This is a genomic window from Pectobacterium carotovorum (assembly GCF_033898505.1).
In the GTDB taxonomy this organism is placed as follows: domain Bacteria; phylum Pseudomonadota; class Gammaproteobacteria; order Enterobacterales; family Enterobacteriaceae; genus Pectobacterium; species Pectobacterium carotovorum_J.
This window is the reverse complement of sequence record NZ_JAXAFK010000001.1, coordinates 702951-725552: the sequence shown is the minus strand read 5'-3', so window position 1 is coordinate 725552 and position 22602 is coordinate 702951. Positions and strand designations below refer to the sequence as shown.

Genomic DNA, 22602 nt, shown 5'->3' with positions numbered 1-22602 from the left:
AAAGGCCTGTAATGCTTAGGGCAGCCTGGCAATCACCTTAATCTCAAATTTGAATCCGTAAAGCCACGTCACACCGATCCCGGTCAACGTAGGGTAAGGCGCTTCCCCCCAATATTCTGGCAGGATACTCCAGATAGCGTCGAGGTTTGACTCGGGATCGACGACAAAGAGGGTAACGTCAACCACGTCACCGAACGTGCAGCCCGCGACCGAGAGAACAGCATTAAGGTTATCGAATGCCAGCCTAACCTGCGCTTTTAGATCCTGTTCAGGTGAACCATCCTCTCTGCTACCAACCTGCCCCGAAACGAACAAGAACCCGTTGGATTTGATGGCTGGTGAATAGCGATTGCGCTCATAGAGCGCCTGCCGACCGAAGGGAAAAACTGCTTCGCGTGCTGTCATGTTTGTACCTTTGCAATGGGGCGAAATCTGCCCGGTGAACATAAAGACACTTTACAGGTGCTAGATCGGGCGGATAAACAAGCGACTTTGTCCATCATTGTTTGTAAAATCCAAACAATCGGTAAAAAGAGAGGAGAAGGAATGGATCGTTTCGATGCGATGCGCGCCTTTGCTCGCGTGGTGGAGGCAGGTAGCTTCACAAAGGCTGCCCAAACGCTGCATATGAGCAAAACCACGGTGACGCAACTCATTCAGCAGTTGGAAGCGCGCCTGCGCGTCAAGTTACTCCATCGCACCACCCGCAAGCTCGGTGTGACTCCCGATGGCGCGGTCTACTATGAACGCGTCATCCGCCTGCTAGCGGACATGGAAGATGCTGAAAACAGCCTGTCCAGTGCAGCGACTACGCCCAGGGGGCGGCTGCGGGTGGATGTGCCCAGTCCGCTGGCCCGCCTTGTGCTCGTGCCAGCACTACCGGCTTTCCACGCACGCTACCCTGATATCCAGTTCGACATGGGCGTGAGTGACCGGGTGGTGGATCTGATCGGCGACAACGTGGATTGCGTCCTGCGCGGTGGCGAAATCAACGACCTGTCCCTGATCGCACGTCATGTCGGCGATTTGCAAATCGGCGTCTACGTCGCCCCCAGTTATGTGGAACGCCTTGGCGCCCCTGCACATCCGCGAGAGCTGGAAAACACTGACCATCGCATAGTGGGATTCTTGTCCTCACGCACCGGCAAGATTGATTCTCTGGTACTGCACGGTGAGAGTGAACATATTGAAATCAAGAGCAGCTATGTGCTTGCCGTGGATGATGGCAATGCTTACCTCGAAGCTGGGTTAGCTGGGTTAGGCGTGATTGCGCTGCCAGTCTATATGGCGGCAGCACATCAGGCTTGTGGCGCCTTGATTCCGCTATTTGAACAGTGGCGTATTAATCCAATGCCCCTGCACCTGGCATTTCCGCCGAACCGCCATGTCAACGCCAAGCTGCGAGTTTTTATTGATTGGATCGTTGAATTGATGCAGCAGCATGTCCCCAATTCCAACAATAAGTAACTACATCCCAGCCCCCTGATTCGCGGTCATTCTGGTAGTATTGACAGAAAGGGGATTCAGGTTCAGGTTTAGCTTATTTCTTAGCTAGTTACTGGCAAAAGTGCTCCCAGTCATAGGAACGGGATTTTTGCTATATAACCGCCAAAACGCGCATCTTTTGAACACCTGCACTCTGTTGCGTAAGGGTGCGGAATGATCACATCAGCATGGAAAGGCCCATTCATCAACAGCATGAGACAACGGTTCCGTCTGAAAATAATGCAGCTGTGTTGTCTCCGTAATATTAATGGCCGTATTTAAAGTTAAAGCCTAATGCGTCACCCGTGGTGTCGTATTCGCGGAAGTTGTAGATCAGAGGCTTCCATTTTGACGAATCAACAACATCATCCTCTCCTAATAGCTCACTATCCACCCAGACATTGATAATATCCAGCTCGACGAGAATAAAGCGCCCTTTGTCCGTCGTGCTGACGGTTTTACATTCCGCCTGAATAGGGCATTCAATCACCCGAGGCGGCGCAATATCGCGAGAAGATTCAGTGTGAAGGCCGACTTTGGAGAATTTATCGTGGCATACCTGAACGCCCCATTTTATCTGCCCCTCAGATAGCGTATCACTCCTGGTCAACTTACCCAGCTCTTCAACTTTCTCCCAAAGTTTATAATCAGGAATATTAATCACAACATCAGATCCGGATAATAAATTACTGCAGGTCTTACTTCCTTTAGTGACACCGATAATAATTTTATCGCCGAGAGAAATTGACGATGATACAGAAGCAACATTGATACCTCCGTTGCTATTATCCGTCGTCGTAACAAGGAAAACCGGGAAACCATAATAAAATGAACTGAGTTTTACGTTCTTTTTCATTTGAGTTAAAACCTCATCATCAAGTGGCGTTATATTTTTTCATTTTTACTCTTTTGATTTATTTTTAACAATAACCCTAATTGAGTACCAATAAGGGTATTTTTTAGACCCAACATCCCTAATAAGGGGAGTATCAAAAAATAACTTAATGTAACTATTCCTTGATGTTAGTTTTTATCTCCTCTAATCAGGTGAGATAAATAACCGACGAGAAAAACGTTGATCCCTGATAATACGGTCTTTCCGCAAAGCGTTGCGGCATTGTAAAAATTAATTAGCAGAAAATAATTCACAAACATTAAAAGAGGTATATGATATGCACTATATGGTTCTTCCTTCCCACCCCGTCATGTGGCTGGGTAAAGCATGAGGTTTAAACATGGAACGAATTGTTATACCAGCGAATTATGTTCACACCCGTACCACGCCTTTTTGGACAAAGGAAACTGCACCGGCGTCTATCTGGCAGCGTCATTTGGATGCAGGGACACGACAAGGCGTTTACCCACGTTTGTGCGTGATGCAAGGGACAATTCGTTATTATGGTTACGCCGATGAGACCAGTCCTGAGCCCGTCGAAACGCTGACTATTGAAGCCGGACAATTTGGCGTATTCCCGCCAGAAAAATGGCACAGAATCGAAGCGTTGTCTGATGATACGCTATTTAACGTAGATTTTTATGTCGATCCAAAAATTCTGATAGAAGGTTGAGGTAAACATAATGACAAGTGAAAATAAAGGGTATTCATTAACACTATTGAACCGCGACAATAAGGAAAAGGCAGAGAAAGTTTATCTCAAGCCGATGGCTTTTTATGTGCCGGATTTCTCCGCAGGCGCAGTTTTGGAATTACTCAACGAACTGCCTTCAATCAGCGAAAATAAAAAAGGTTTTCTGCTGACGGTTACGAACAATAATAACGGCGTGTCCGTTGACAAAGATCTCTCTACAGTCGAAGAATTAAAAGACAAGACAATTTCGGCTGAAGCGGTAAAAGAGCTGGTTAATATCGTACGTGGTTACGATGCGGATGAGGAGACTAACGTCTGCGGCTGGTAATATCGACTACCCGTACTCGGATTATTTAATATATACCTTTATTACCCTACTCATTAAAAAAAGGCGCTGGATGTCTTATGACTTAAAAGCGCCCCTGTACCCTACCTATCCTTCGATTATTAAAAATAGCCATTCATGCCGTAATGCAGGCTTATCACAACCATCGATTTCACCACTTTGTTTATCCGCCTCGATCACTAATCAGGAAAGCATAGCCACATGGGTATTAGCTGATTATCTCATTCAGTAAATGAAATCTGTCTATAGCGGTTCGTCTAACACAACCATCCCATTCTGGATGAGCAGAACATGTAACTTAATAGTTATCATGATTATTATTAGCGTGAGTAAATTAAGGACGAGAAGAAAATATACGTTCAAAGTCTATAAAGCGTTATTAAAATAACCATAAATACTTAAACATTTTTTATATAATGCCGATTTATTATCAAATCACGTGGTCTGCCTGCGTTTATGGCTACAGCACACAGCGTCGTATTCCACGTAGCAGGATAGAAAGAATAAAAAGACTGTAGTCGCAGATGAAAATACATGGAGTTTTTTCAAATGAAATCAAGCAATATTCTGTTGTCCTCACTGTTCATGACAGCCCTTTTTGCATCAGCTGCTGCTAATGCGGGCCCGAAATTCAATGTCACCTTTAAGAATCTTGGTGCATCTTCAGCCCCTGCCGCTGTTTTTTCTCCGACGACAACAGCAGAAGTTTTCTCGCAGGCGAACGCTTCACCGACGCCAAAAGAAAGCGTCAAGTCTGGGGATTCAGACAAATATACGATCTCCAATCCAATCAGTGACGTTGGTTCAATGCATGTTCGTTACAAAGTTGGAGCCAAAGTTTGCCAGTTTGATATGACGTATACTGTGAAATATGTGCTGGGAAATAAAATTCCCCAATGGACTAAGAGCACAACACCTAGCAACGGCGCACGCTGTGACCTGAGAGTGACTTATGCCAACGTCAATACTCACGACTCAGATGTAGAAATTACCATGAGATAACACCCGTACTGAAAAATAGCTGAGCAACCGCTCAGGCATTTTTTATGAATAGGGATAAGCAGCATGAGTCGTTACTTATCCCTGAATCACAACGAGTGAGAAGAACGAATGATTAACTTCAATGGCCTTTCAAAAAGTACGGTGGCAGATGCGCAGTCCACCAATGACAGTCGCTCGATAAAAAAGCAGGAAAACGTATCCGAGGGCACACAGTTCGCGTCTACAGCGTCTGATGGTTATTCAAATAAAAAGAATAGCGGCATTACAACGCTGGCAAAACAGCTCAGCGATGCCGCCGTCAGGGCCGAAGCCAGAGATGCTAAAAGCGACCGCAGTACATTGGCGACCAGAGCCAGAAGCGTGGATGATGAACTGGTCGGCATGGGCTATGTCAGTAGTAAGAAAGCGCACGATGCGGAAGTCCCCGATAGTGATGACCCCGAGCGATTAGCCAGAGCGAAACAAGCGACAGCGTATGCCAATGGTCAAGGAAGTAATCCCTTCAAAGGCCTGTCTCGTGAACAGCTGGCGCTGATTACCTATGACGATAGCGGAACCTTTACGGTGAATGAGCGGCGTGCGGCCTGGAGCGAGGCTTATGACCAGGAGCAAGTGTGGCGCACGATGGCCATGGCGCAAAGCAAACTGGAGTGGAGTCGCGGCGAGTTTAAACAAACCGAATTTTTCAAAATGGTGTTAGATCACCATGAGAGTCTGCCATTAATCGAACAAGCGCAGGCACCGGAAGGCTATGTACCACGTCTGAAGTACCTGATAGAAATGGACTTCAACTTTATGACTGGGGAATCAGGCAAAGACGCCGATCCGTTCAACCGCCTGTTTGAACTCCTTTCCCCCACCAAACTTCACTTAGAAGATGGCAAGCTCACTCTGGATGCAACCAAAGATGCCTGATGAGCAGATGATTACCTCTGCATAGGCATTTACGATTGTGCTGTGATGACCTCAAAAGCGCGGGTTTGATCTTTTTTTCGCGTGATTTTATTGGCGTACATTGCAGCATCAGCCCGGCGAGTCACGCCATCGGGCTCCTCGACGGAAGGATCTGCCGTGACGATCCCTATGCTTGCGCCCAAATATTCAATACTGACCGTATCGAGCGAACTGGCCTTACCGAGAGAATAGTTCCCCTGTAACAAAGGCGTAATGTCATCCCTGAAGGAAGCGATCACACGCTCATTCTCTCCCGGCGCAATGTTTACCATGCGGGCAAAAACAAATTCATCACCACCGAGACGCCCGACAACATCACCTGGGTTGCCCCACATGAGCAAACGTCGACCAACGTCTTGCAAGAAGATATCACCGGCTTCATGTCCGAACTGATCGTTAATTTTCTTAAAGCCATCGAGGTCAATGAACACAATGAGCGCCTGCTGGTGGTCATTTTTTGCCTGAGAAAACAACGCTTCCAGCGAGTAAAACACCCCTCGACGGTTAAGCAATCCGGTCAGTGAATCGGTATAAGAATATTCATGTAACGCGGCGTTTGCGGCCGTTAACTGCTGCACCAGCCACTCTTTCTGCACCTGCTGAGCAATAAGCTGTGCGAATAAGCTCAGGATTTGTTCACCTTTGGTCGTCAGCGGCTTATGGTCGGAGCTCGCGGCACAGAGAGTGCCATACAACTGCCCGTCTTCCATCCGTACCGGCGTACTGGCATAGGTCATAATACCCAGCGCTTTCGCTGCCTGCGAATCCCCCCAACATTCGGCCACATTAGGCGTGTAACTTTGCCCTTCGTCCAACGCACGTTTGCACAGCGTGTCATGCCACGGAACCGAGACACCTTCAGGAATATTGAGCGTTTTCGTGTTGTGAGCAAACAGGATATTTTGAAAGCCTGCTTCGGTGTCAACCTGCGTCAGGTAAGTCGATTCCAGATCGGTGACCAGCTCCAGCATGACCAATAACTGGCGAACGAGCCCCTCGAAGGAATCCTCTGAACGTAATGCGTTCGAGAGGTGAGAAAGCAAATTATCAGTCATAGCAATAGATCCCAACGGTGCATATTTTTAAATAAAAAACAATAAATTAACTAATATGTGGCGTACATCAACCTATCATTGGTGCAAACAGACGATCTCTTCATACTATAGAAATCATACGCGTTTTTCGCCTTTCACCTGCCCATTTGCACTCTGCGAGTCTACCTCGCTATGCTGTTTATACCCGTAATACTTCAAGTTGCAGGTGCGTTGGCTACGCTCACTCACCCGAATCACTTACCTGAGTAAGCTCATCGGGATTCCTTCCCTTGCCGCCTTCCTGAAACTCGAATTATTTGGAGTATATAATCGGCTAAAAAGCGCCATGTTTTATTCAACATGCCTGAAATGCATCGACCTAGTCAGGCTAAGCCTTCCATTCTGCCATTGCCATCACACTTACCCATCAAGGCGGCACGATCTGTTTGACTTTCCCGCGTGCGAGGACTTACAACAGCAGCACAGGCGTGTAACTAGTTTTCTAGGCAAGACCTGAAGCTCTCCCACTCAACATCATGGGAGGAGCTTCAGGTCTTTTTTCGTTTCTGGATCAGGGGAACCGTCGTATGAGCCACACAGCAGAAGATAATAACGCGACAGCCTATGCCACCACCGCGGAAAAAATCATCACATTAGTCGGTGGGATTAACAACATTGAGCACATTGAGCACTGCTCTACGCGGTTACGGCTAAGCCTTTACGACAATAGTCAGGTGAACCAGCGCGAGCTGGAAAAAGTACCAGGCGTGCTGGGCGTTCGGGTCAACGTACAGTGTCAGGTGATCATCGGCAGCGAAGTGATGCAGGTGTACGAAGCGGTGCAGAACCTCGCCGCAGGCCGCAAAGAAACAGGCCGCGCCGCGCCAGCAAAAACCAACCGCACGGCTTTTGTCATCGATTTTATCATCAGCGTTTTTCAGCCGCTGGTTCCTGCCATTGCCGGCGGCGGCGTGCTCAAGTCGCTGCTATTGCTGCTGGACCTGCTCGGCTGGCTCACCAAAGACAGTTCAACCTACAAGGTGCTGGATAACATCGGTTCCGCCCCGCTCTATTTCCTGCCGATTCTGGTGGGAATCACCACCGCAATGAAGCTGAAAGTCAATGTGCTGGTCGCCGTTTCCGCCGTCTCTGTCATGGTGTTGCCTGCCATGTCTAAACAGCTGGCGGAAGGCGCGGAGTTTCTCTCACTCGACCTGAAAAACGTCGCTTATGCCTCGCAGGTTTTCCCGGCAATTCTGTGCGTCATTTTCTATGCGCAAACCGAAAAGCTCTTCAACCGCTACTCGCCGAGCGCCCTGCGTATTTTTCTGTCACCGATGCTCTCGCTGCTGGTCACCGTTCCTGTCACGCTGCTGGTTCTTGGCCCGTTGGGTTATGAACTCGGTGCGGGGCTGGCTAGCGTGATCCTCTGGCTGTACAGCAAACTGGGCTTTGTGGCGACGGGATTACTCGCCGCTGCGCTGCCCTTCATGGTGGCGTCGGGGATGCATAAACCGATGCTGCCTTATGCCGTTTCCTCCATGAGTCAGTTTGGTAAGGAGATGCTTTACCTGCCCGCGTCGCTCGCACACAACATCGCCGAATCGGGTGCCTGTATGGCGATAGCGCTCAAGAGCAAAGACAAAACGCTAAAATCGACGGCGCTTTCCGCCGGTATTTCCGCCCTGTTTGGTATCACCGAACCCGCGCTGTACGGGATTACGCTGCTGAATAAAAAGGCGCTCTACAGCGTGATCGCGGGTAGCCTGGTCGGCGGCGCGTTTATCGGCTGGATGGCGATCGAAGCCTTTGCGCTGGTTGGCCCCGGCCTGGCCAGTATCTCCATGTTTGTTTCGCCGGAAAATAGCTGGAACATCGTCTATGCCATTGCCGGTGCGGCGCTCTCTTTTGCCATCGCCTTTCTCTCCGCGCTGTTCCTCTGGCGGGAAGAAAAACCCGCCGCTGAGGTAGAAGCAGAAGAAGCCCATCACGCTATCGCTGAATGCCAGTTCGCTAGCCCGATTGAAGGAAAAGTGATCCCGCTGGAAAGCGTAAACGATGAAATCTTCTCCAAACGCATTATGGGTGACGGCATTGCCATCATCCCTGAGAAAGGCGTGCTCTATGCTCCGGCGAACGGCACGATTGAGAACGTGTTTGAAACGGGTCATGCCGTCAGCATGCTCACCGACAGCGGTGCCGAACTGATTTTCCATATCGGTATCGATACCATCAAACTCAATGGTCAGGGCTTTCAGCCAAAGGTCACGGCCGGTCAACGGGTTAATACCGGCGATGTCCTTGTTGAATTTGACCTCGATAGCCTCATCGCTGCGGGTTACGATCCCGTCGTCATGATGGTTATCACCAACAGCGAGCGCTTTCGCGTGATACCGGAAGCCACTGACGTCGTCATCCATCCCCACACCATCATCATGACCTTAAAGGAGTCTGTGTAATGGATAAAAACATCGCATTCCCGGAACACTTTTTATGGGGCGGCGCGATTGCCGCCAATCAGGCCGAAGGCGCATGGAATGAAGACGGCAAGGGGCCGTCGGTCGCGGACGCCATTACCTGGAAACCGAATCTCGATTTGAAGAATTACCATGCCCACATGGCGCTGACGGACGAAAACATCGCTGATGCACTCAACGGCAAAAACGATGCGTTCTACCCCAAACGGCGCGGCATCGATTTCTATCACCGCTACCAAGGCGATTTGGCACTGTTTGCAGAAATGGGCTTTAAAGTGCTGCGCGTCTCCATTGCCTGGTCACGCATCTTTCCAACTGGAGAAGACCGTGAGCCGAATGAAGCAGGCTTACAGTTTTACGACGATCTGTTCCGCGAGATGCGCAAGCACGGCATCGAACCACTGGTGACGCTTTCACACTACGAAATGCCGCTGGCGCTGAGTGAAAAATACAATGGTTGGGTGCACCGCAACGTGCTGGATGCCTTCGTACGCTTTAGCAATGTTTGCTTCGATCGCTATAAGGATCTGGTGCGCTACTGGCTGACCTTTAACGAGATCGACAGTATCCATCGCCACCCATTCACCACCGCGGGTATTCGCGAAGAGAAAAGCGCGCCGGGGCAGGCTAAACAAGATATTTATCAGGGGCTGCACCACCAGTTTGTTGCTTCTGCCCTCGTCACCCGCGACTGCCATGAAAAAATCCCAGGCAGCCAGGTCGGTTGCATGCTGACCAAGCTGACGACTTACCCGCACTCCTGCCGCCCGGAAGATGTCGAAGCCGCGCTGAAAAAGAATCTCGAAAACTACTTTTATGCCGATGTGCAGGTGTTCGGTGAATATCCGCCGCTCATTAAGCGCGACCTTGAACGACGTGGTATCCACATCACCATGCAGCCCGACGATTTGGCTATTCTCAAGCAGTACACCGTTGATTTTGTGTCGTTCAGCTATTACATGTCGCTCACCGAATCCACACAGCCGGACGCCGAGAGAATCCCGGGGAATACCGTTCTGGGCGTGAAAAACCCGTACCTGCCTGCTTCGGACTGGGGATGGCAGATCGACCCTATCGGGCTGAAAATCTCCCTGCTGGAGCTTTACGACCGCTACCAGAAGCCGCTGTTTATTGTCGAAAATGGTCTGGGTGCGAAAGACGTTGTCGAGAACGGTAAAATCCACGATCCTTACCGCGTTGACTACTTCCGTTCACATTTCGAGCAAATGCGTGAAGCGATTGGCGAAGGCGTTGAACTGATGGGGTTCACCAGTTGGGGAACAATTGACATCATCAGCGCGGGCACGTCGCAAATGTCCAAACGCTATGGCTTTATCTATGTCGACCAGGATGACGAAGGCCACGGCTCTCTGGCGCGCCTGAAAAAGGATTCGTTCTACTGGTATCAGAAAGTCATTGCGACGAATGGCGCCGACCTCACCTGACAGGCAGCCATATGTGCCGTTGCAGAGATTTGTCGCGATCGGGAAGTCACCGTGATTAGGAAACCAGCATGATTAAAGTGAAAAAAGCGTTAAATAACAGCATGCTGTTAGTCGATCATGAGCAGCAGGAGATGATCCTGTTGGGTAAAGGCATCGGGTTTGGTGCCAGACCCGGTTCATTGATTGATGTGACACACGTTGAGCAGGTTTTCATTCCGCTGGAAAACCTGAAATCACGGCATTTTCTTTCATTGACCGACACCATTCCTGCGGCTTTTTTTGACATCACCCATGAGATTGTCACGCTGGCGCAAGGTCAGTACGCCGAAAAGCTGAATTCGGTGCTGTTCTTTACGCTGGCGGAACATCTCTATTTCGCGGTTGAACGTAGCAAAACGGGCAACCATTTCATCAATAAGCTCAGTTGGGAAGTCAAACGCTATTACCAAAAAGAGTACGCCATCGGCGTGCAGGCAAAAGATCGCGTGTCGGCGCGTTTTAACGTCACGCTGCCTGATGACGAGGCCATCAACATCGCGTTTCACCTCATTAATGCCGCCGGCAGCGCCGAAATCGCCGATGCCCATCAGCAGGTTCAGTTGGTGAACCGTCTGGCGGAAATTGTCCGCTACAAATTAAACAAGAATATTGACGTCAACGCCGTCGATTATCTCCGTTTTATCACCCATCTACGGTATTTCTCCGAACGGGTGATTGCCCGCAAAATCGCGCTGGGGCGCACGGACGATTTCTATCAGGAACTGCTGAAACACTACCCTGAAGCGATGGCAATATCCTGGGCTATCAGAGATTACGTGCAGGAAAAATACCAGATGGCCTTGCCAAAAGAAGAGCTCACCTGGCTGACCATGCATATCAGCAGGCTGGCCGAAAGCCAGACGCCATAGCACTCGCCTCACAGCAGATAATCACCCGGCGCTGTTTTTACCCGCTCGCAGACCAATAAGGCAACAGACCGTCTCGATGAGTCCGTATGTTGACCCTCATCACGATCGCAGATCGCGTAGATTAATGAGATTGAAAACAAGAGTGATTATCATATATAGTTTTTGTCACCTGCAGAAAATATCTCCTTATTTTATTAATTTAGCCCCACATTCACTCTGGAGAAGATAATAACATGTCAAAAACGCTGTCTGTTCTGCGCAAAAAAGCGCGCCTGCTGACGCTGGCTTCATCGCTGATGGTTGCCTATGCCCTGCCTGCTGCCGCAGCAGATGACTCTCTGACCCTCTATACCACGCGTGAGCCCGGCCTGATTCAGCCGCTGCTGGATGCGTTCACCAAAGAGACGTCGGTTAAAGTCAATACCGTGTTCATCAAGGACGGCATGCTGGAACGTGTGAAGGCGGAAGGCCAGAACTCACCGGCTGACCTGCTGATGACCGTTGATGCCGGTAACCTGATCGATCTGGTAGAAGCCGGTGTCACACAGCCGATTCAGTCCAGCACGCTAACCGACGTCATTCCTGCGGCGCTGCGCGATAAAGACAACCAGTGGTTCGGCCTGTCGATGCGCTCGCGCGTGCTCTATGCGGAAAAATCCCTGCCGCTGACCGGCATTACTTACGAAAATCTGGCCGATCCGAAATGGAAAGGCAAAGTGTGTATCCGTGCAGGTCAACACCCTTACAATACCGCGCTGGTTGCCGCAATGATTGCGCACCACGGCGAAGCCAAGACGGAAACCTGGCTGCGCGGCGTGAAAGACAATCTGGCGCGTAAAGCCACCGGTGGTGACCGCGACGTCGCGCGCGATATCCTCGGCGGCATCTGCGATGTGGGTCTGGCGAACTCTTATTATGTCGGCCACATGAAGAATGCCAAAGAAGGCACCGACGCCCGTAAATGGGGCGATGCCATCAAGGTGGTTCAGCCTAAATTTGAAAACGGCGGTACGCACGTCAATATCACTGGCGCAGCCGTTGCCCGCCATGCACCGCATAAAGATCAGGCGGTGAAATTGATGGAATATCTGGTTTCCGCGCCGGCTCAGCAGCTCTACGCACAGGCAAACTATGAGTATCCGGTTCGCAAAGGCGTCACGCTGGATTCCACCATTGGCAGCACAATCGGCGAAGTGGATGTCGATAGCATTCCGCTGACCGACATCGTTAAATTCCGTAAACAGGCCAGTCAGTTGGTAGATAAAGTTGGATTCGATCAATAAGACCGGTTCGTCAACCATGCGCGGCGCCTTCGGGCGACCGCGTCTCTTTTTTTCTCCGCTTCGCATCGCTGCTGTTATCATTGCACTCGGCGTACTGGCCCCGCTGGTATCCCTGCTTTGGCTAGCCGCTGGCGCGGGCGTCGGCCATTGGGATCACCTGATGCGCTACGTGCTGCCCGATGCCGCGCTCAATACGCTGATCCTCCTTCTCGGCGTCGGCGTGCTGGTCATGGTGATTGGCGCAGGCTGTGCCTGGTTGGTGACCGCGTTTGATTTCCCCGGCAGGCAGTTTGTTAGCTGGGCGCTGCTGTTGCCGCTGGCGATGCCAACCTACATCGTCGCGTTTGCCTGGCTCGATCTGCTGCATCCTATAGGACCAATTCAGGAAGCGATTCGCAGTGTGCTGGGCTACGACAGCCCGCGTCAGTTCCGCCTGCCGGACCTGCGTTCCATGACGGGCGCGATTCTGCTACTCGGGCTGGTGCTCTATCCGTACGTTTATCTGACCATGCGCGCGATGTTTATCAGCCAGCCGGCACACTTGCTGGAAGCCGCTCGTACGCTGGGCTTAAGCGCAACGGGGACCTTTTTGCATGTTGCCCTGCCGATGGCGCGCCCTGCGCTGGCCGTTGGCACCAGTCTGGCCTTGCTGGAAACGCTGAATGATATTGGTGCCTCCGAGTTCCTTGGGGTGAATACGCTGACCGTGACGGTTTACACCACCTGGGTCACCCGTTCGGATTTGCCTGCGGCGGCACAAATTGCCTGCACCATGCTGACGGTGGTCATCCTGCTACTGACGCTGGAATATTACGGCCGGAAAAACCAGCGCTATGGCACCAGCCGACAAATGCGCGGCATCATGCCCGCGCCGTTGAAAGGGGTTCGCGCCTGGCTGGCAACCTGCGTGACCGCATTACCGATCCTGCTCGGCTTCATCGCCCCGGCCCTCTTTCTGGCCTGGGAAAGCGCCAAACGGCTGGGCGATAGCGTGACGATCTCCGCCGGGCTGATACAGTCGCTACAGAACTCGCTCCTGCTGGCCGTTGGCGTCACGCTAGTCGTGACGTTCGTTAGCCTGATTATTGCGTGGTATGCCCGTCATTCTGCCATCACCGACCGCTCACCGGAACGTCGCCGCACCCTACTCAGAATCGCCTCGCTGGGCTATGCCGTGCCCGGTACGGTACTGGCGATTGGCCTGCTGACGCCCGGCATGGCGACGGATAATTTCCTCGCTGGATTGATTGGCTATAAGGGATTGCCGCTGCTTTCCGCCGGTATCCTGCTGGTGATCTGCTGCGCTATTCGCTTTATGGCGATTGGCATTGGTGCACTTGATGCCGGGCTGACACGCATTCCTCCCGTGATGGAGCAGGCGTCGCGACTGCTGGGCGAGAGTGAATTCGTCACGTTTTTCCGCGTACACCTTCCCCTGCTGCGCCCGGCGCTGGTGACCAGTGCGCTGCTGGTGTTTGCCGACGCGATGAAAGAACTCCCCGCCACGCTACTGCTGCGGCCGGTCAATTTCGAAACGCTGGCGACCGTTCTCTATGCCGAAGCCGCCAGAGGCACCTATGAAGAAGGCGCGATTGCCGCACTGCTGATTGTCATGGCCGGCACGCTTCCCGTCGTACTGCTGGCACGCAGTCAGTTAAAAACGCCAGTGGAGAAACAATGAAAATCATGAGGAAGAGTCAAGGTGTCTGAGGCTACACTCGTTCTGAATAATGTCCACGTCGCCTACGGGCACAAGCATAATTTTCATCACGTGCTGAACGGTTTTTCCATGCAGGTTGCCGCCGGTGAACTGGCCTGCCTGCTGGGTGCATCAGGATGCGGTAAAACCACGGCTTTACGCGCGATTGCAGGTTTTGAGCACCTGACTCAGGGAACGATTCACGTCGGCGGACACTGCGTGGCTGGCCCAGACGTGCATCTGCCGCCGGAACAGCGCAACGTCGGAATGGTGTTTCAGGACTACGCGCTGTTTCCCCACCTTACCGCCGAGCAGAATATCGCCTTTGGCCTGAGAAAACAGTCGAAAGACCTACAGCAATCACGCGTCCGCGCCATGCTTGAACTGGTCGATCTTGCCTCGCTGGCACAGCGCTACCCGCATGAGATGTCCGGCGGGCAACAGCAGCGTATCGCGCTTGCGCGGGCATTGGCCCCGCAGCCAGCCGTGCTGCTGCTCGACGAACCGCTATCCAGCCTCGACCCCGACAGCCGCAAACGACTGGGGCAAGAAGTGCGCGACATCCTGCGCGACGCCGGACAAACCGCGCTTCTGGTCACACACAGTGAACAGGAAGCCGAGCTAATGGCCAGCCATATTGGCTATTTGAAAGAAGGTAAACTGCAATGGCGGGAATGACGCTAATGACGGATACATTATCGTAAAAGCAGGAAGCATACACAGAGCTTCCTGCTTTTACTTATCACAAACAACGAACGCGACTACACTTTGCCCTGTCGGTGTTTATCCGCATAGTCGGGGCTGTTGATCCACTGGTGATCTGCTTCCCAGGTGAAACGCCACTGGCGCGTCGGGCCTGCCATCACATTCAGATAATAGCTGTCATAGCCTGCGATGGTGGCGACCGGGTGGTAGCCACGTGGCACCTGCACCACGTCTTTATCGTATACCGCCATGCATTCATCTAATGAACGGTCATCGGTATAGACACGTTGCAGGCAGAACCCCTGCCCTGGATTCAAACGATGATAGTAGGTTTCTTCCAGATAGGTTTCCTGCGGCGGATTATCGACATCGTGCTTGTGGCTAGGATAAGAGCTGGTACAGCCTTCATCGGTGTACACTTCGACTACCAGCAGGCTGTCGGCAGCTTTGTTCTCCGGCAAAATATTATGCACATAGCGCTGGTTATTACCGACGCCACGCTGCTCGGCGTCGATATCCTGCGGGGCGATCAGCCGGGTCGGATGTGTGCCGAATCCCGGTGCGGCACAAACCGCCAGTTCCAGCGCCGTGTGCGCCGTGACCGTCACCGCCTCTCCCGCCGTGACATAAACCGCATAAGGCTTTCTGCGCTCAAACGGGCTCATTCTGTCGCCAATTTGCTCGAAGCGCTCGCCCGGCGTGACCACCGTCGCTTTGCCGCTCACCAGCACCAGACAATGTTCGTTATCGCTGGCAGGTAACGAGAGCACCTGTTCTGGTGCCAGTTGATATACATCGAACCCCACGTATCGCCAGCCCGCCGTTTCCGGCGTGATGTGCTGCGTACGGCCCTGTTCGTCAGGGGCACGATGGCGTGATAAGAGTCGGGACATCTTTTTGCCTCCATATCTACCCCAATTTCACGCTGCCTGTTGGTTAGCCGGCAGCGTGAATACTCAGGGAATATCGCCACAAATCAGATCAATTCCGCCTGTTGAGCGAAACGCTGCAAATTATTGTAGCCCAGCGTCGCATACGTCAGCGGATGCGCGACAGCCGGATCCTGCTCCGCTTCGACCACCAGCCACCCGCTGTAGTGATGGGCTTTCAGGATACTAAATACCGCCGGATAGTCGACGCAACCATCACCCGGCACGGTAAATACACCGCTCAGTACCGCATCCAGAAAGCTGGTCTTACGGTTTTTCACGTCTTTCAGCACATCGGCGCGAATATCTTTGCAGTGAACGTGATTGATGCGGTTAATCCAGCGCTTCGCCACCGCCACCGGGTCGGCACCGGCAAACGTCAGGTGACCCGTATCCAGTAACAGCCCCACTTCCGGCCCGGTATGTTCCATCAGATTATCCACGTCCTGCGCGCTTTCAATCACCGTCCCCATATGGTGATGATAGGCAATCTGCACACCCTGACTTTGCGTGTAGCGCGCAAACTCGGTCAGCTTTTTGCCGTATTCCGGCCAGCGCTCTTCCGGGAAACGCGGGCGCAGATGGACCGGTTTCTGTTGGTCGCCGTGAATCGCGCCCGTCACTTCGGCAAACACCAGCACCGTCGCGCCGAGGTCACGCAGCAACGCCAGATGCCCTTGCACCGCCTCAATCTCTTCTTCTACTGAACGGGTGAGCAGTTCGCCGGAATACCAGCCGGAGACTAAGCGCAGATCGTGCGCTTGCAGAATAGGCCCCAGCACGCTGGCCTGACGTGGGAATTTATTACCTAATTCAAAACCGGCGAAGCCTGCCTGCCGGCCTTCACTCAGGCAGGTTTCCAGCGGCGTTTCCGCGCCCAGAGAAGGCAAATCGTCATTGGTCCAGGTGAGTGGATTAATACCAAGTTGAACAGTCATGTTATGTCCCTTTATTCGATCATATAGAAATGGGTTAACCGCGCTGCCGCCAGACGGCGATCAGTTGCAGGTAGTTATGCTTAACTTGCTCAATCAATTCGGCGTCATCGATCTCGTTACGCAGCCACTTTTGCGCTGGCTGGGCAAACAGAGTGCGACCGACGGCAAAGCCTTTCACAATCGGGAAACCGACGGCGGCGCTGAACCCCTGTTGCAGCGTTTCCAGCGGCGCATCCAGCCCCAGAATGACCACGCCCCGACAGTAGGGATCGCGCTCTGCCAGCAGCGGCGTAAGCTGCGCCCAGCCTTCGGAGGACAGCGGCGGCAGTTTCCACCAGTCTGGCCGCACACCGAGGTTGTAGAATCGTTGAATCGCACGCAGATAAAGCGCATCGCTGTGCGGCATCCCCACCGGCAGAATGACTTCGAGCAGCAGTTCATGACCGGACTGGCGGCAGGACTGATAGACCTCCATCACCTTCATTTCCTGCTCGCGCCGCAGCGCGTGAGCGTCTTCCGGGTGGAAGAACACCAGACATTTCACCACGTGCTCCAGCGGCCAGCTCACCAGCTGTGAACCGATATTGCCGTGCTCCATCATTAGCGGGCGCGATCCCGGCAGCTCAATCGGCCGGCCAATCCACCAGCCTTTTCCGGTGATGTCATTCAGCGCATCCTGCCCGAACGTGCCGTCACACAGCAGACCCGCTTTGCCCTCCAGTCCTGCCTGCTGCGCCGCATCATAGCTGGCACGCAGAATCAGTTTCTTCAGCGCCGGAATACGGCTGATTTCTGAGCCACAATTCAGCGCCATGTCTTCCAGTTGGCTGCGATGATCGAATGCGATCACGCACAGCTCATGCCACTGTTTACGACGTGTCGTAACGCGGTGCAGGTGATTAAGTTCTTCGTCCAAATCGGGACGCGGCACGCTTGCCGCGCGGGCTAAATAGTTATCCAGTTCGATCTTGCTTGGCATCGCTGGCGCACAGCCGTGGCGCGACACCACCAGCGCGCCGCAAGCATTGGCGTACGCACAGGCTTTCTCCCAGCCTTCGCCGTTGAGGTAGCCCCGCAGCAGACCGGACATAAACGCATCGCCCGCGCCCAGTACGTTCAGCACATCCACGCGTACACCTTTGATCGTGATGCCTTTATCCAGATGATCGGGGATGGCATCACTAAACACTGAGCAGCCCAGCGCCCCGCGTTTGCATACCAGCTCCGCCTGTGTGTGCTGTCGCACCGTACGTAGCGCCTGCAAGGTATCCGTGCTGCCGCCCGCAATGTGGAACTCCTCTTCGGTGCCGACAATCACGTCGAACAGCGACAGCACCTGCTGCAACTGCTCCGTGACCGCCTGCGCTTCAACAAAACGGGTTTCGCCATCGCCCAGCGACGTCAGCCCCCACAGCACCGGACGATAATCAATATCCAACGCCGTTTTCACGCCGTTGCGCCGCGCGTATTGCAGCGCCGTCAGCACCGCTTCACGCGTGTTAGGGTGCGAGAGATGCGTGCCGGTGATCGCCAGACAGCGTGATGAGGCGATGTAGTCTTCGGTGAAATCCTCCGGCGAAATTGCCATATCGGCACAGTTATCGCGGTAGAAAATCAGTGGAAAGGTATCGCGATCTTTGATGCCCAACAGCACCAACGCCGTCAGACGTTCCTTATCGGTAATCAAATGGCTGGTGTCGCAGCCGACCTGATTCAGCTCTTCACGCAGGAAGCGTCCCATATGCTCGTCGCCCACCCGCGCCAGCATAGAAGAACGCAGCCCCTGTCGCGCCGTGCCGTAAGCCACATTGCCGGACGACCCGCCCAGATACTTGGCAAAGCTACCCATATCTTCCAGACGCGCGCCGATTTGCTGCCCGTACAGATCGACAGCAACGCGCCCCATGCAAATCACATCAAACGTCTTTTCCTTACTCATAGCAGCCAATCCTGTAAAAAAGTCGCGTAAAAAAATCGTAATTAGCCCACGTCGTCCACATTCACCCAGCGTGCCGTTTCGTGTGACAGCACGATCGCATCCAGAACTCGCGAGACTTTCCAGCCTTCTTCAAAGTCCGGCCACATGGGGACGTCAGCCGCAATACCGTCGATCAGATCGCGTACCTCAACCGTTTTCTGATCGTTAAATCCAATGCCATGTCCGGCGCTGGCGCAGAAGGCCGCATAGTCAGGATGTTGCGGCCCAGTCAGCAGCGTTTTGAATCCCTGCCGGTTCTCCGGTTCGTCATGCCGATAGAGTTTCAGCTCCGCCATGCGCTCCTGCGTGTAACTCAGCGTGCCTTTTGTACCGGTCACCACGTAGGTCAGCCCCATTTTGCGACCGCAGGCGATGCGCGAGGTTTCAATCACGCCGCGAGCGCCGCTGGCGAAACGCACCATCGCATGCGCCTGATCTTCATTCTCCACCTGGACTACTTCGCTGCTGCCCGATGCTGTCGGGCGCTGCGCAATCACCGTTTGCAGATCGCCGCAGACGCTGGCGATATCCCCCACCAGATACTGCGCCATGTTGACAATATGCGCCGCCAGATCCCCCAGCGCCCCCAGCCCGGCGGTTTCTTTGAAACAGTGCCAATCCGCGGGTTTGTTCGGATCGGCCAGATAATCCTCGTTGTGCGTACCGTAAAAATGCACCACCTCGCCAATCTCGCCGCTGGCGATAATCTCTTTGGCCAACTGCGAGGTCGGGTTCTTCATGTAGTTGAAACCCACCAGCGTTTTCACGCCTGCCCGCTGTGCGGCATCGACCATTTCTCGGGCATCACGCGCGCTCAGCGCCAGCGGCTTTTCCGAATAAACGTGCTTACCGTGCTGGATGGCCGCCATCGCCATCGTCTTATGCAGAAAGTTCGGCGCGCAGATATCCACCACGTCAATGTCCGGGTCCGCCACCAGCGCACGCCAGTCCCCTGTTGAGCGCAAGAAGCCAAACTCCTGCGCCCGTCGGGCTGCCAGCTCCGGCGATACTTCTGCCAGCATTGCCTTCACCAGGTTGCCTTTCAGCAGGAAGACCGTCGGCGCCTGCGCGTAGGCGATGGCATGTGCACGGCCGATATAGCCGGTGCCGATTAACCCAATGCGTACATCCTTCATATCCACCTCGGTGCAAAAAAAGAATCGGTACGGGTGCGGCTCAGATCGCGCCGCGACGGCTCTTGGCATACGTGTCGAACGCCACGGCCAGCACGATAATTAACCCGGTGATAATCTGTTGGTAGTAAGCCGATACGTTCATCAACACCAGTCCGTTAATCAGGATCCCCATGATGATCGAGCCGATAATGGTGCCGCTGATCCGGCCGTAGCCGCCCATCAGCGAGGTGCCGCCGATGACCACCGAGGCGATGACGCGCAGCTCGAAGGTGATCCCCGCGACCGCTTCCGCACTGCCGAGACGCGCGCTGAGAATAAAGCCCGCCAGCCCGGCCAGACAGCCAATCACGACGTAGACGCTGACCAGTACACGCTGCACGTTCACCCCAGCCAGACGCGCGGCTTCAGTGTTGCCGCCGATGGCGTACACGAAGCGGCCCCAGCGGGTCTTATGCAGCGCCAGATAGCCCAGCAAGGCGACCAGCGCGAAGATCCAGATCGGCACCGAAATACCGAGAATCTCTCCTCGCCCCCACCAGCGATAGCCGGGGTCAAAGCCGGCAATCGGTGCGCCGTCGTTCATCACCAGCGTTAACCCACGCCAGATCGTCATCCCGCCCAGCGTGACAATGAACGGCGGCAGACGCAGTTTGGTGACACCCAACCCATGCAGGAAACCGATGAAGGTGCCCATCGCCAGACAGACGCCCAACGCAACCAGCCAGCTCAAGCCGTACCAGGCATCGGGATCGACGGTGGTGAAGTTGTCTCCTTTAATGACCGAGGCGGCGGTGATGGCACACACCGCCAGAATCGAGCCAACGGACAGGTCGATACCGGCAGTCAGAATGACGAACGTCATCCCTACGGCCATGATGCCGTAGATGGAGACTTCGGTCAGAATGTTGGTGATGTTGCGTTCAGACAGAAAGTTGCTGTTCTGCGACTGAAAGAAAATCAGCAGCAAAATCATGAAAATAAATACGCCAAAGCGTTCAAAAAAGGCAATCGGGTCAAAACGTCCACGCGTATTGGACGGCGTAATGCTCTTAGAAAGCGGCTGCTGGGACATGCGTCACCTCCGTTATGCTGCGTGTAATGCGTCGTGGCAAATGGCCATCATCGTCATCAGTTTTTCTTCTGTGGCGTCATCGCCATGAATTTCCCCGCTAATCCGCCCTTCACTGAGCGTGATAATGCGGTCGGAAATTGCCATGATTTCCGGCAGATCAGAGGAAATCACAATCACGGCGACGCCCCGTTTCGCCATATCGAACAGCACCTGATGCACTTCGGACTTGGTGCCGACATCGATGCCGCGCGTGGGCTCATCCACAATCAATACTTTGGGATTCAACGCCATACAGCGAGCAAGAATCACCTTTTGCTGGTTGCCGCCCGACAGCTTGCGTACCTCCTGCTCGCTGTTCACCATCTTGATGTGCAGCGCCTGACGGTAGGCGTCAATGAGATCGTCTTCCTTGCGGGTGTTCACAAACCAGCGCCAGCGCATGAGCGACGAGAGGTTGGAAAGCGAAATGTTTTCCCTGATCGATAACCCCAGCACCGCGCCTTCTTTCTTACGGTCTTCCGGCACCAGCGCGATACCTTGCGACAACGCATGCAGCGGCGTAGACGGATGGTAAGGGGCGTCATCCAGTACAAACTCACCGGTAGAGAACGCATCGGCGCCAAACAGGCAGCGTGCGATTTCCGTACGTCCCGCGCCTACCAGCCCGGCAATACCGAGCACTTCGCCCGCATGCACCTGGAAATTGATGTCTTTTAGCGCAATGCCGTGCGCATCCAACGGCGGTTTTTCCCGGCTTAAGCCCTTCACTGCCAGCCGTACCGGCTTATCCTGATGATGCGTTTCTGAAGGCGGGCGACGGTTAAATACCACGTCACGGCCAACCATCAGGCGAATAATCTCCTGCACATTCGTGCTGGCGACGTCGCCGGAACCGGTGTAGCGGCCGTCCTGAAACACGGTAAACCGATCGCACAATTGGAAGACTTCATGCAGTCGGTGCGTGACATACACCACGCTCACGCCACGCCCTTTAAGCTCACGCACCACGCGGTGCAGGCTATCGACTTCGCTGTCGCTCAGCGCCGCCGACGGTTCATCCATCACAATCAGCTTGGCGTTCAGCGTCAGCGCTCTGGCGATTTCCACCATTTGCTGCTGCGCCACGCTCAAACGCGCCACCTGCGTTGTCGGCGCAATGTTCAGTTTCAGGTAGTCCAGTACCGCTTTCGCCTCGCGGTTTACCGCCAGCGCATCCACGAACACGCCGCTGCGCTGCGGCTCGCGCCCCAGGAACATGTTCTCCGCTACGCTCATATTGGGCAGCAGATTAAATTCCTGATAAATGGTGATAATCCCCCGCTTTTGACGCTCAACCGGCGATTCGAGCGGTAACAACTTCTCGCCGCCAAACCAGATGTCGCCGCTGGTTTGCGGTTGCGCCCCGGCCAGCGCTTTTAATAGCGTCGATTTACCCGCGCCGTTTTCTCCCAATAGCGCATGAATCTCTCCCGGCTGTACGGTCAGTTGCGCGTTGCTCAACGCCCAAACGCCGGAGAAGCTCTTTGCCAGATTGGTAATGTTCAGTAGGGGTTCCGTCATGTTTACCTTCCTCCCGCAAGGCCGCGCGGACGCGGCCTGCTGAATACCTGTTATGTAGAGAG

The 22602-nt window shown here is 53.6% G+C and carries 20 protein-coding genes; 11 read left to right on the top strand and 9 right to left on the bottom strand.

What is annotated here, in order from left to right; translation table 11 throughout:
• Positions 1-15 precede the first annotated feature (15 nt).
• Positions 16-405 (bottom strand): RidA family protein, encoded by a 390-nt coding sequence (locus R9X49_RS03125; RefSeq protein WP_319847176.1) that lies wholly within the window; start codon positions 403-405, stop codon positions 16-18.
• Positions 406-546: 141 nt separating this feature from the next.
• Between R9X49_RS03125 and R9X49_RS03120 the strand changes: the two genes are divergently transcribed.
• Positions 547-1467, top strand: a complete 921-nt coding sequence (locus R9X49_RS03120) for a LysR family transcriptional regulator (protein ID WP_319847175.1) — start codon at positions 547-549, stop codon at positions 1465-1467.
• Between the two features lie 283 nt (positions 1468-1750).
• Here R9X49_RS03120 and R9X49_RS03115 read toward each other — a convergent pair whose 3' ends face one another.
• A complete protein-coding gene (locus tag R9X49_RS03115) occupies positions 1751-2341 on the bottom strand; it encodes a flavin reductase family protein (protein WP_319847174.1) in 591 nt (196 codons plus the stop codon).
• 379 nt (positions 2342-2720) lie between these two features.
• Between R9X49_RS03115 and R9X49_RS03110 the strand changes: the two genes are divergently transcribed.
• From R9X49_RS03110 to R9X49_RS03095, 4 genes are all read left to right on the top strand, one after another.
• The gene (locus R9X49_RS03110; RefSeq protein ID WP_226293354.1) at positions 2721-3053 is read left to right on the top strand and encodes a DUF1971 domain-containing protein; all 333 of its coding nucleotides are present in this window, start codon (positions 2721-2723) and stop codon (positions 3051-3053) included.
• Between the two features lie 10 nt (positions 3054-3063).
• Positions 3064-3402: a DUF1869 domain-containing protein gene (locus tag R9X49_RS03105; protein WP_319847173.1), complete on the top strand. Its 339-nt coding sequence runs from the start codon at positions 3064-3066 to the stop codon at positions 3400-3402.
• A 567-nt stretch (positions 3403-3969) separates the two neighbouring features.
• Positions 3970-4422, top strand: a complete 453-nt coding sequence (locus R9X49_RS03100) for a hypothetical protein (RefSeq protein ID WP_039473903.1) — start codon at positions 3970-3972, stop codon at positions 4420-4422.
• A 108-nt stretch (positions 4423-4530) separates the two neighbouring features.
• Positions 4531-5337: a hypothetical protein gene (locus tag R9X49_RS03095; protein WP_319847172.1), complete on the top strand. Its 807-nt coding sequence runs from the start codon at positions 4531-4533 to the stop codon at positions 5335-5337.
• A gap of 29 nt (positions 5338-5366) precedes the next feature.
• Here the strand turns inward: R9X49_RS03095 and R9X49_RS03090 are convergent, their stop codons facing one another.
• Positions 5367-6431, bottom strand: coding sequence for a sensor domain-containing diguanylate cyclase (locus R9X49_RS03090; RefSeq protein WP_319847170.1), 1065 nt, complete (start codon positions 6429-6431; stop codon positions 5367-5369).
• Between the two features lie 566 nt (positions 6432-6997).
• Between R9X49_RS03090 and R9X49_RS03085 the strand changes: the two genes are divergently transcribed.
• The 6 genes from R9X49_RS03085 (at position 6998) to R9X49_RS03060 (ending at position 14900) form a co-directional block, all read left to right on the top strand.
• A complete protein-coding gene (locus R9X49_RS03085) occupies positions 6998-8869 on the top strand; it encodes a beta-glucoside-specific PTS transporter subunit IIABC (RefSeq protein WP_319847169.1) in 1872 nt (623 codons plus the stop codon).
• Positions 8869-10332 (top strand): glycoside hydrolase family 1 protein, encoded by a 1464-nt coding sequence (locus R9X49_RS03080; protein ID WP_319847168.1) that lies wholly within the window; start codon positions 8869-8871, stop codon positions 10330-10332. Before R9X49_RS03085 ends, R9X49_RS03080 begins: the two co-directional genes overlap by 1 nt.
• A gap of 68 nt (positions 10333-10400) precedes the next feature.
• On the top strand, positions 10401-11240 hold the full coding sequence (locus tag R9X49_RS03075; RefSeq protein ID WP_319847167.1) for a PRD domain-containing protein: 840 nt from the start codon (positions 10401-10403) through the stop codon (positions 11238-11240).
• Positions 11241-11473: 233 nt separating this feature from the next.
• The gene (locus R9X49_RS03070; protein WP_319847166.1) at positions 11474-12523 is read left to right on the top strand and encodes a Fe(3+) ABC transporter substrate-binding protein; all 1050 of its coding nucleotides are present in this window, start codon (positions 11474-11476) and stop codon (positions 12521-12523) included.
• Positions 12507-14204 (top strand): iron ABC transporter permease, encoded by a 1698-nt coding sequence (locus R9X49_RS03065; RefSeq protein WP_319847165.1) that lies wholly within the window; start codon positions 12507-12509, stop codon positions 14202-14204. Before R9X49_RS03070 ends, R9X49_RS03065 begins: the two co-directional genes overlap by 17 nt.
• 21 nt (positions 14205-14225) lie before the next feature.
• Positions 14226-14900, top strand: coding sequence for an ABC transporter ATP-binding protein (locus tag R9X49_RS03060; RefSeq protein ID WP_319847164.1), 675 nt, complete (start codon positions 14226-14228; stop codon positions 14898-14900).
• Positions 14901-14983: 83 nt separating this feature from the next.
• Here the strand turns inward: R9X49_RS03060 and iolB are convergent, their stop codons facing one another.
• The 6 genes from iolB to R9X49_RS03030 all read right to left on the bottom strand — a co-directional run bounded on the left by iolB (position 14984) and on the right by R9X49_RS03030 (position 22540).
• On the bottom strand, positions 14984-15820 hold the full coding sequence (gene iolB, locus R9X49_RS03055; RefSeq protein ID WP_319847163.1) for a 5-deoxy-glucuronate isomerase: 837 nt from the start codon (positions 15818-15820) through the stop codon (positions 14984-14986).
• A gap of 83 nt (positions 15821-15903) precedes the next feature.
• Positions 15904-16794 (bottom strand): myo-inosose-2 dehydratase, encoded by an 891-nt coding sequence (gene iolE, locus R9X49_RS03050; RefSeq protein ID WP_319847162.1) that lies wholly within the window; start codon positions 16792-16794, stop codon positions 15904-15906.
• Between the two features lie 34 nt (positions 16795-16828).
• Entirely contained in the window at positions 16829-18733 is a 1905-nt protein-coding gene (locus R9X49_RS03045; protein ID WP_319847161.1) for a bifunctional 5-dehydro-2-deoxygluconokinase/5-dehydro-2-deoxyphosphogluconate aldolase, read from the bottom strand.
• A 41-nt stretch (positions 18734-18774) separates the two neighbouring features.
• Positions 18775-19908 carry a Gfo/Idh/MocA family oxidoreductase gene (locus R9X49_RS03040; protein ID WP_319847160.1) on the bottom strand — a complete coding sequence of 378 codons (1134 nt, stop codon included), beginning with the start codon at positions 19906-19908 and terminating at the stop codon, positions 18775-18777.
• Between the two features lie 40 nt (positions 19909-19948).
• Positions 19949-20980, bottom strand: coding sequence for an ABC transporter permease (locus tag R9X49_RS03035; RefSeq protein ID WP_319847159.1), 1032 nt, complete (start codon positions 20978-20980; stop codon positions 19949-19951).
• 12 nt (positions 20981-20992) lie between these two features.
• Entirely contained in the window at positions 20993-22540 is a 1548-nt protein-coding gene (locus R9X49_RS03030) for a sugar ABC transporter ATP-binding protein (RefSeq protein ID WP_319847158.1), read from the bottom strand.
• Positions 22541-22602 lie beyond the last annotated feature (62 nt).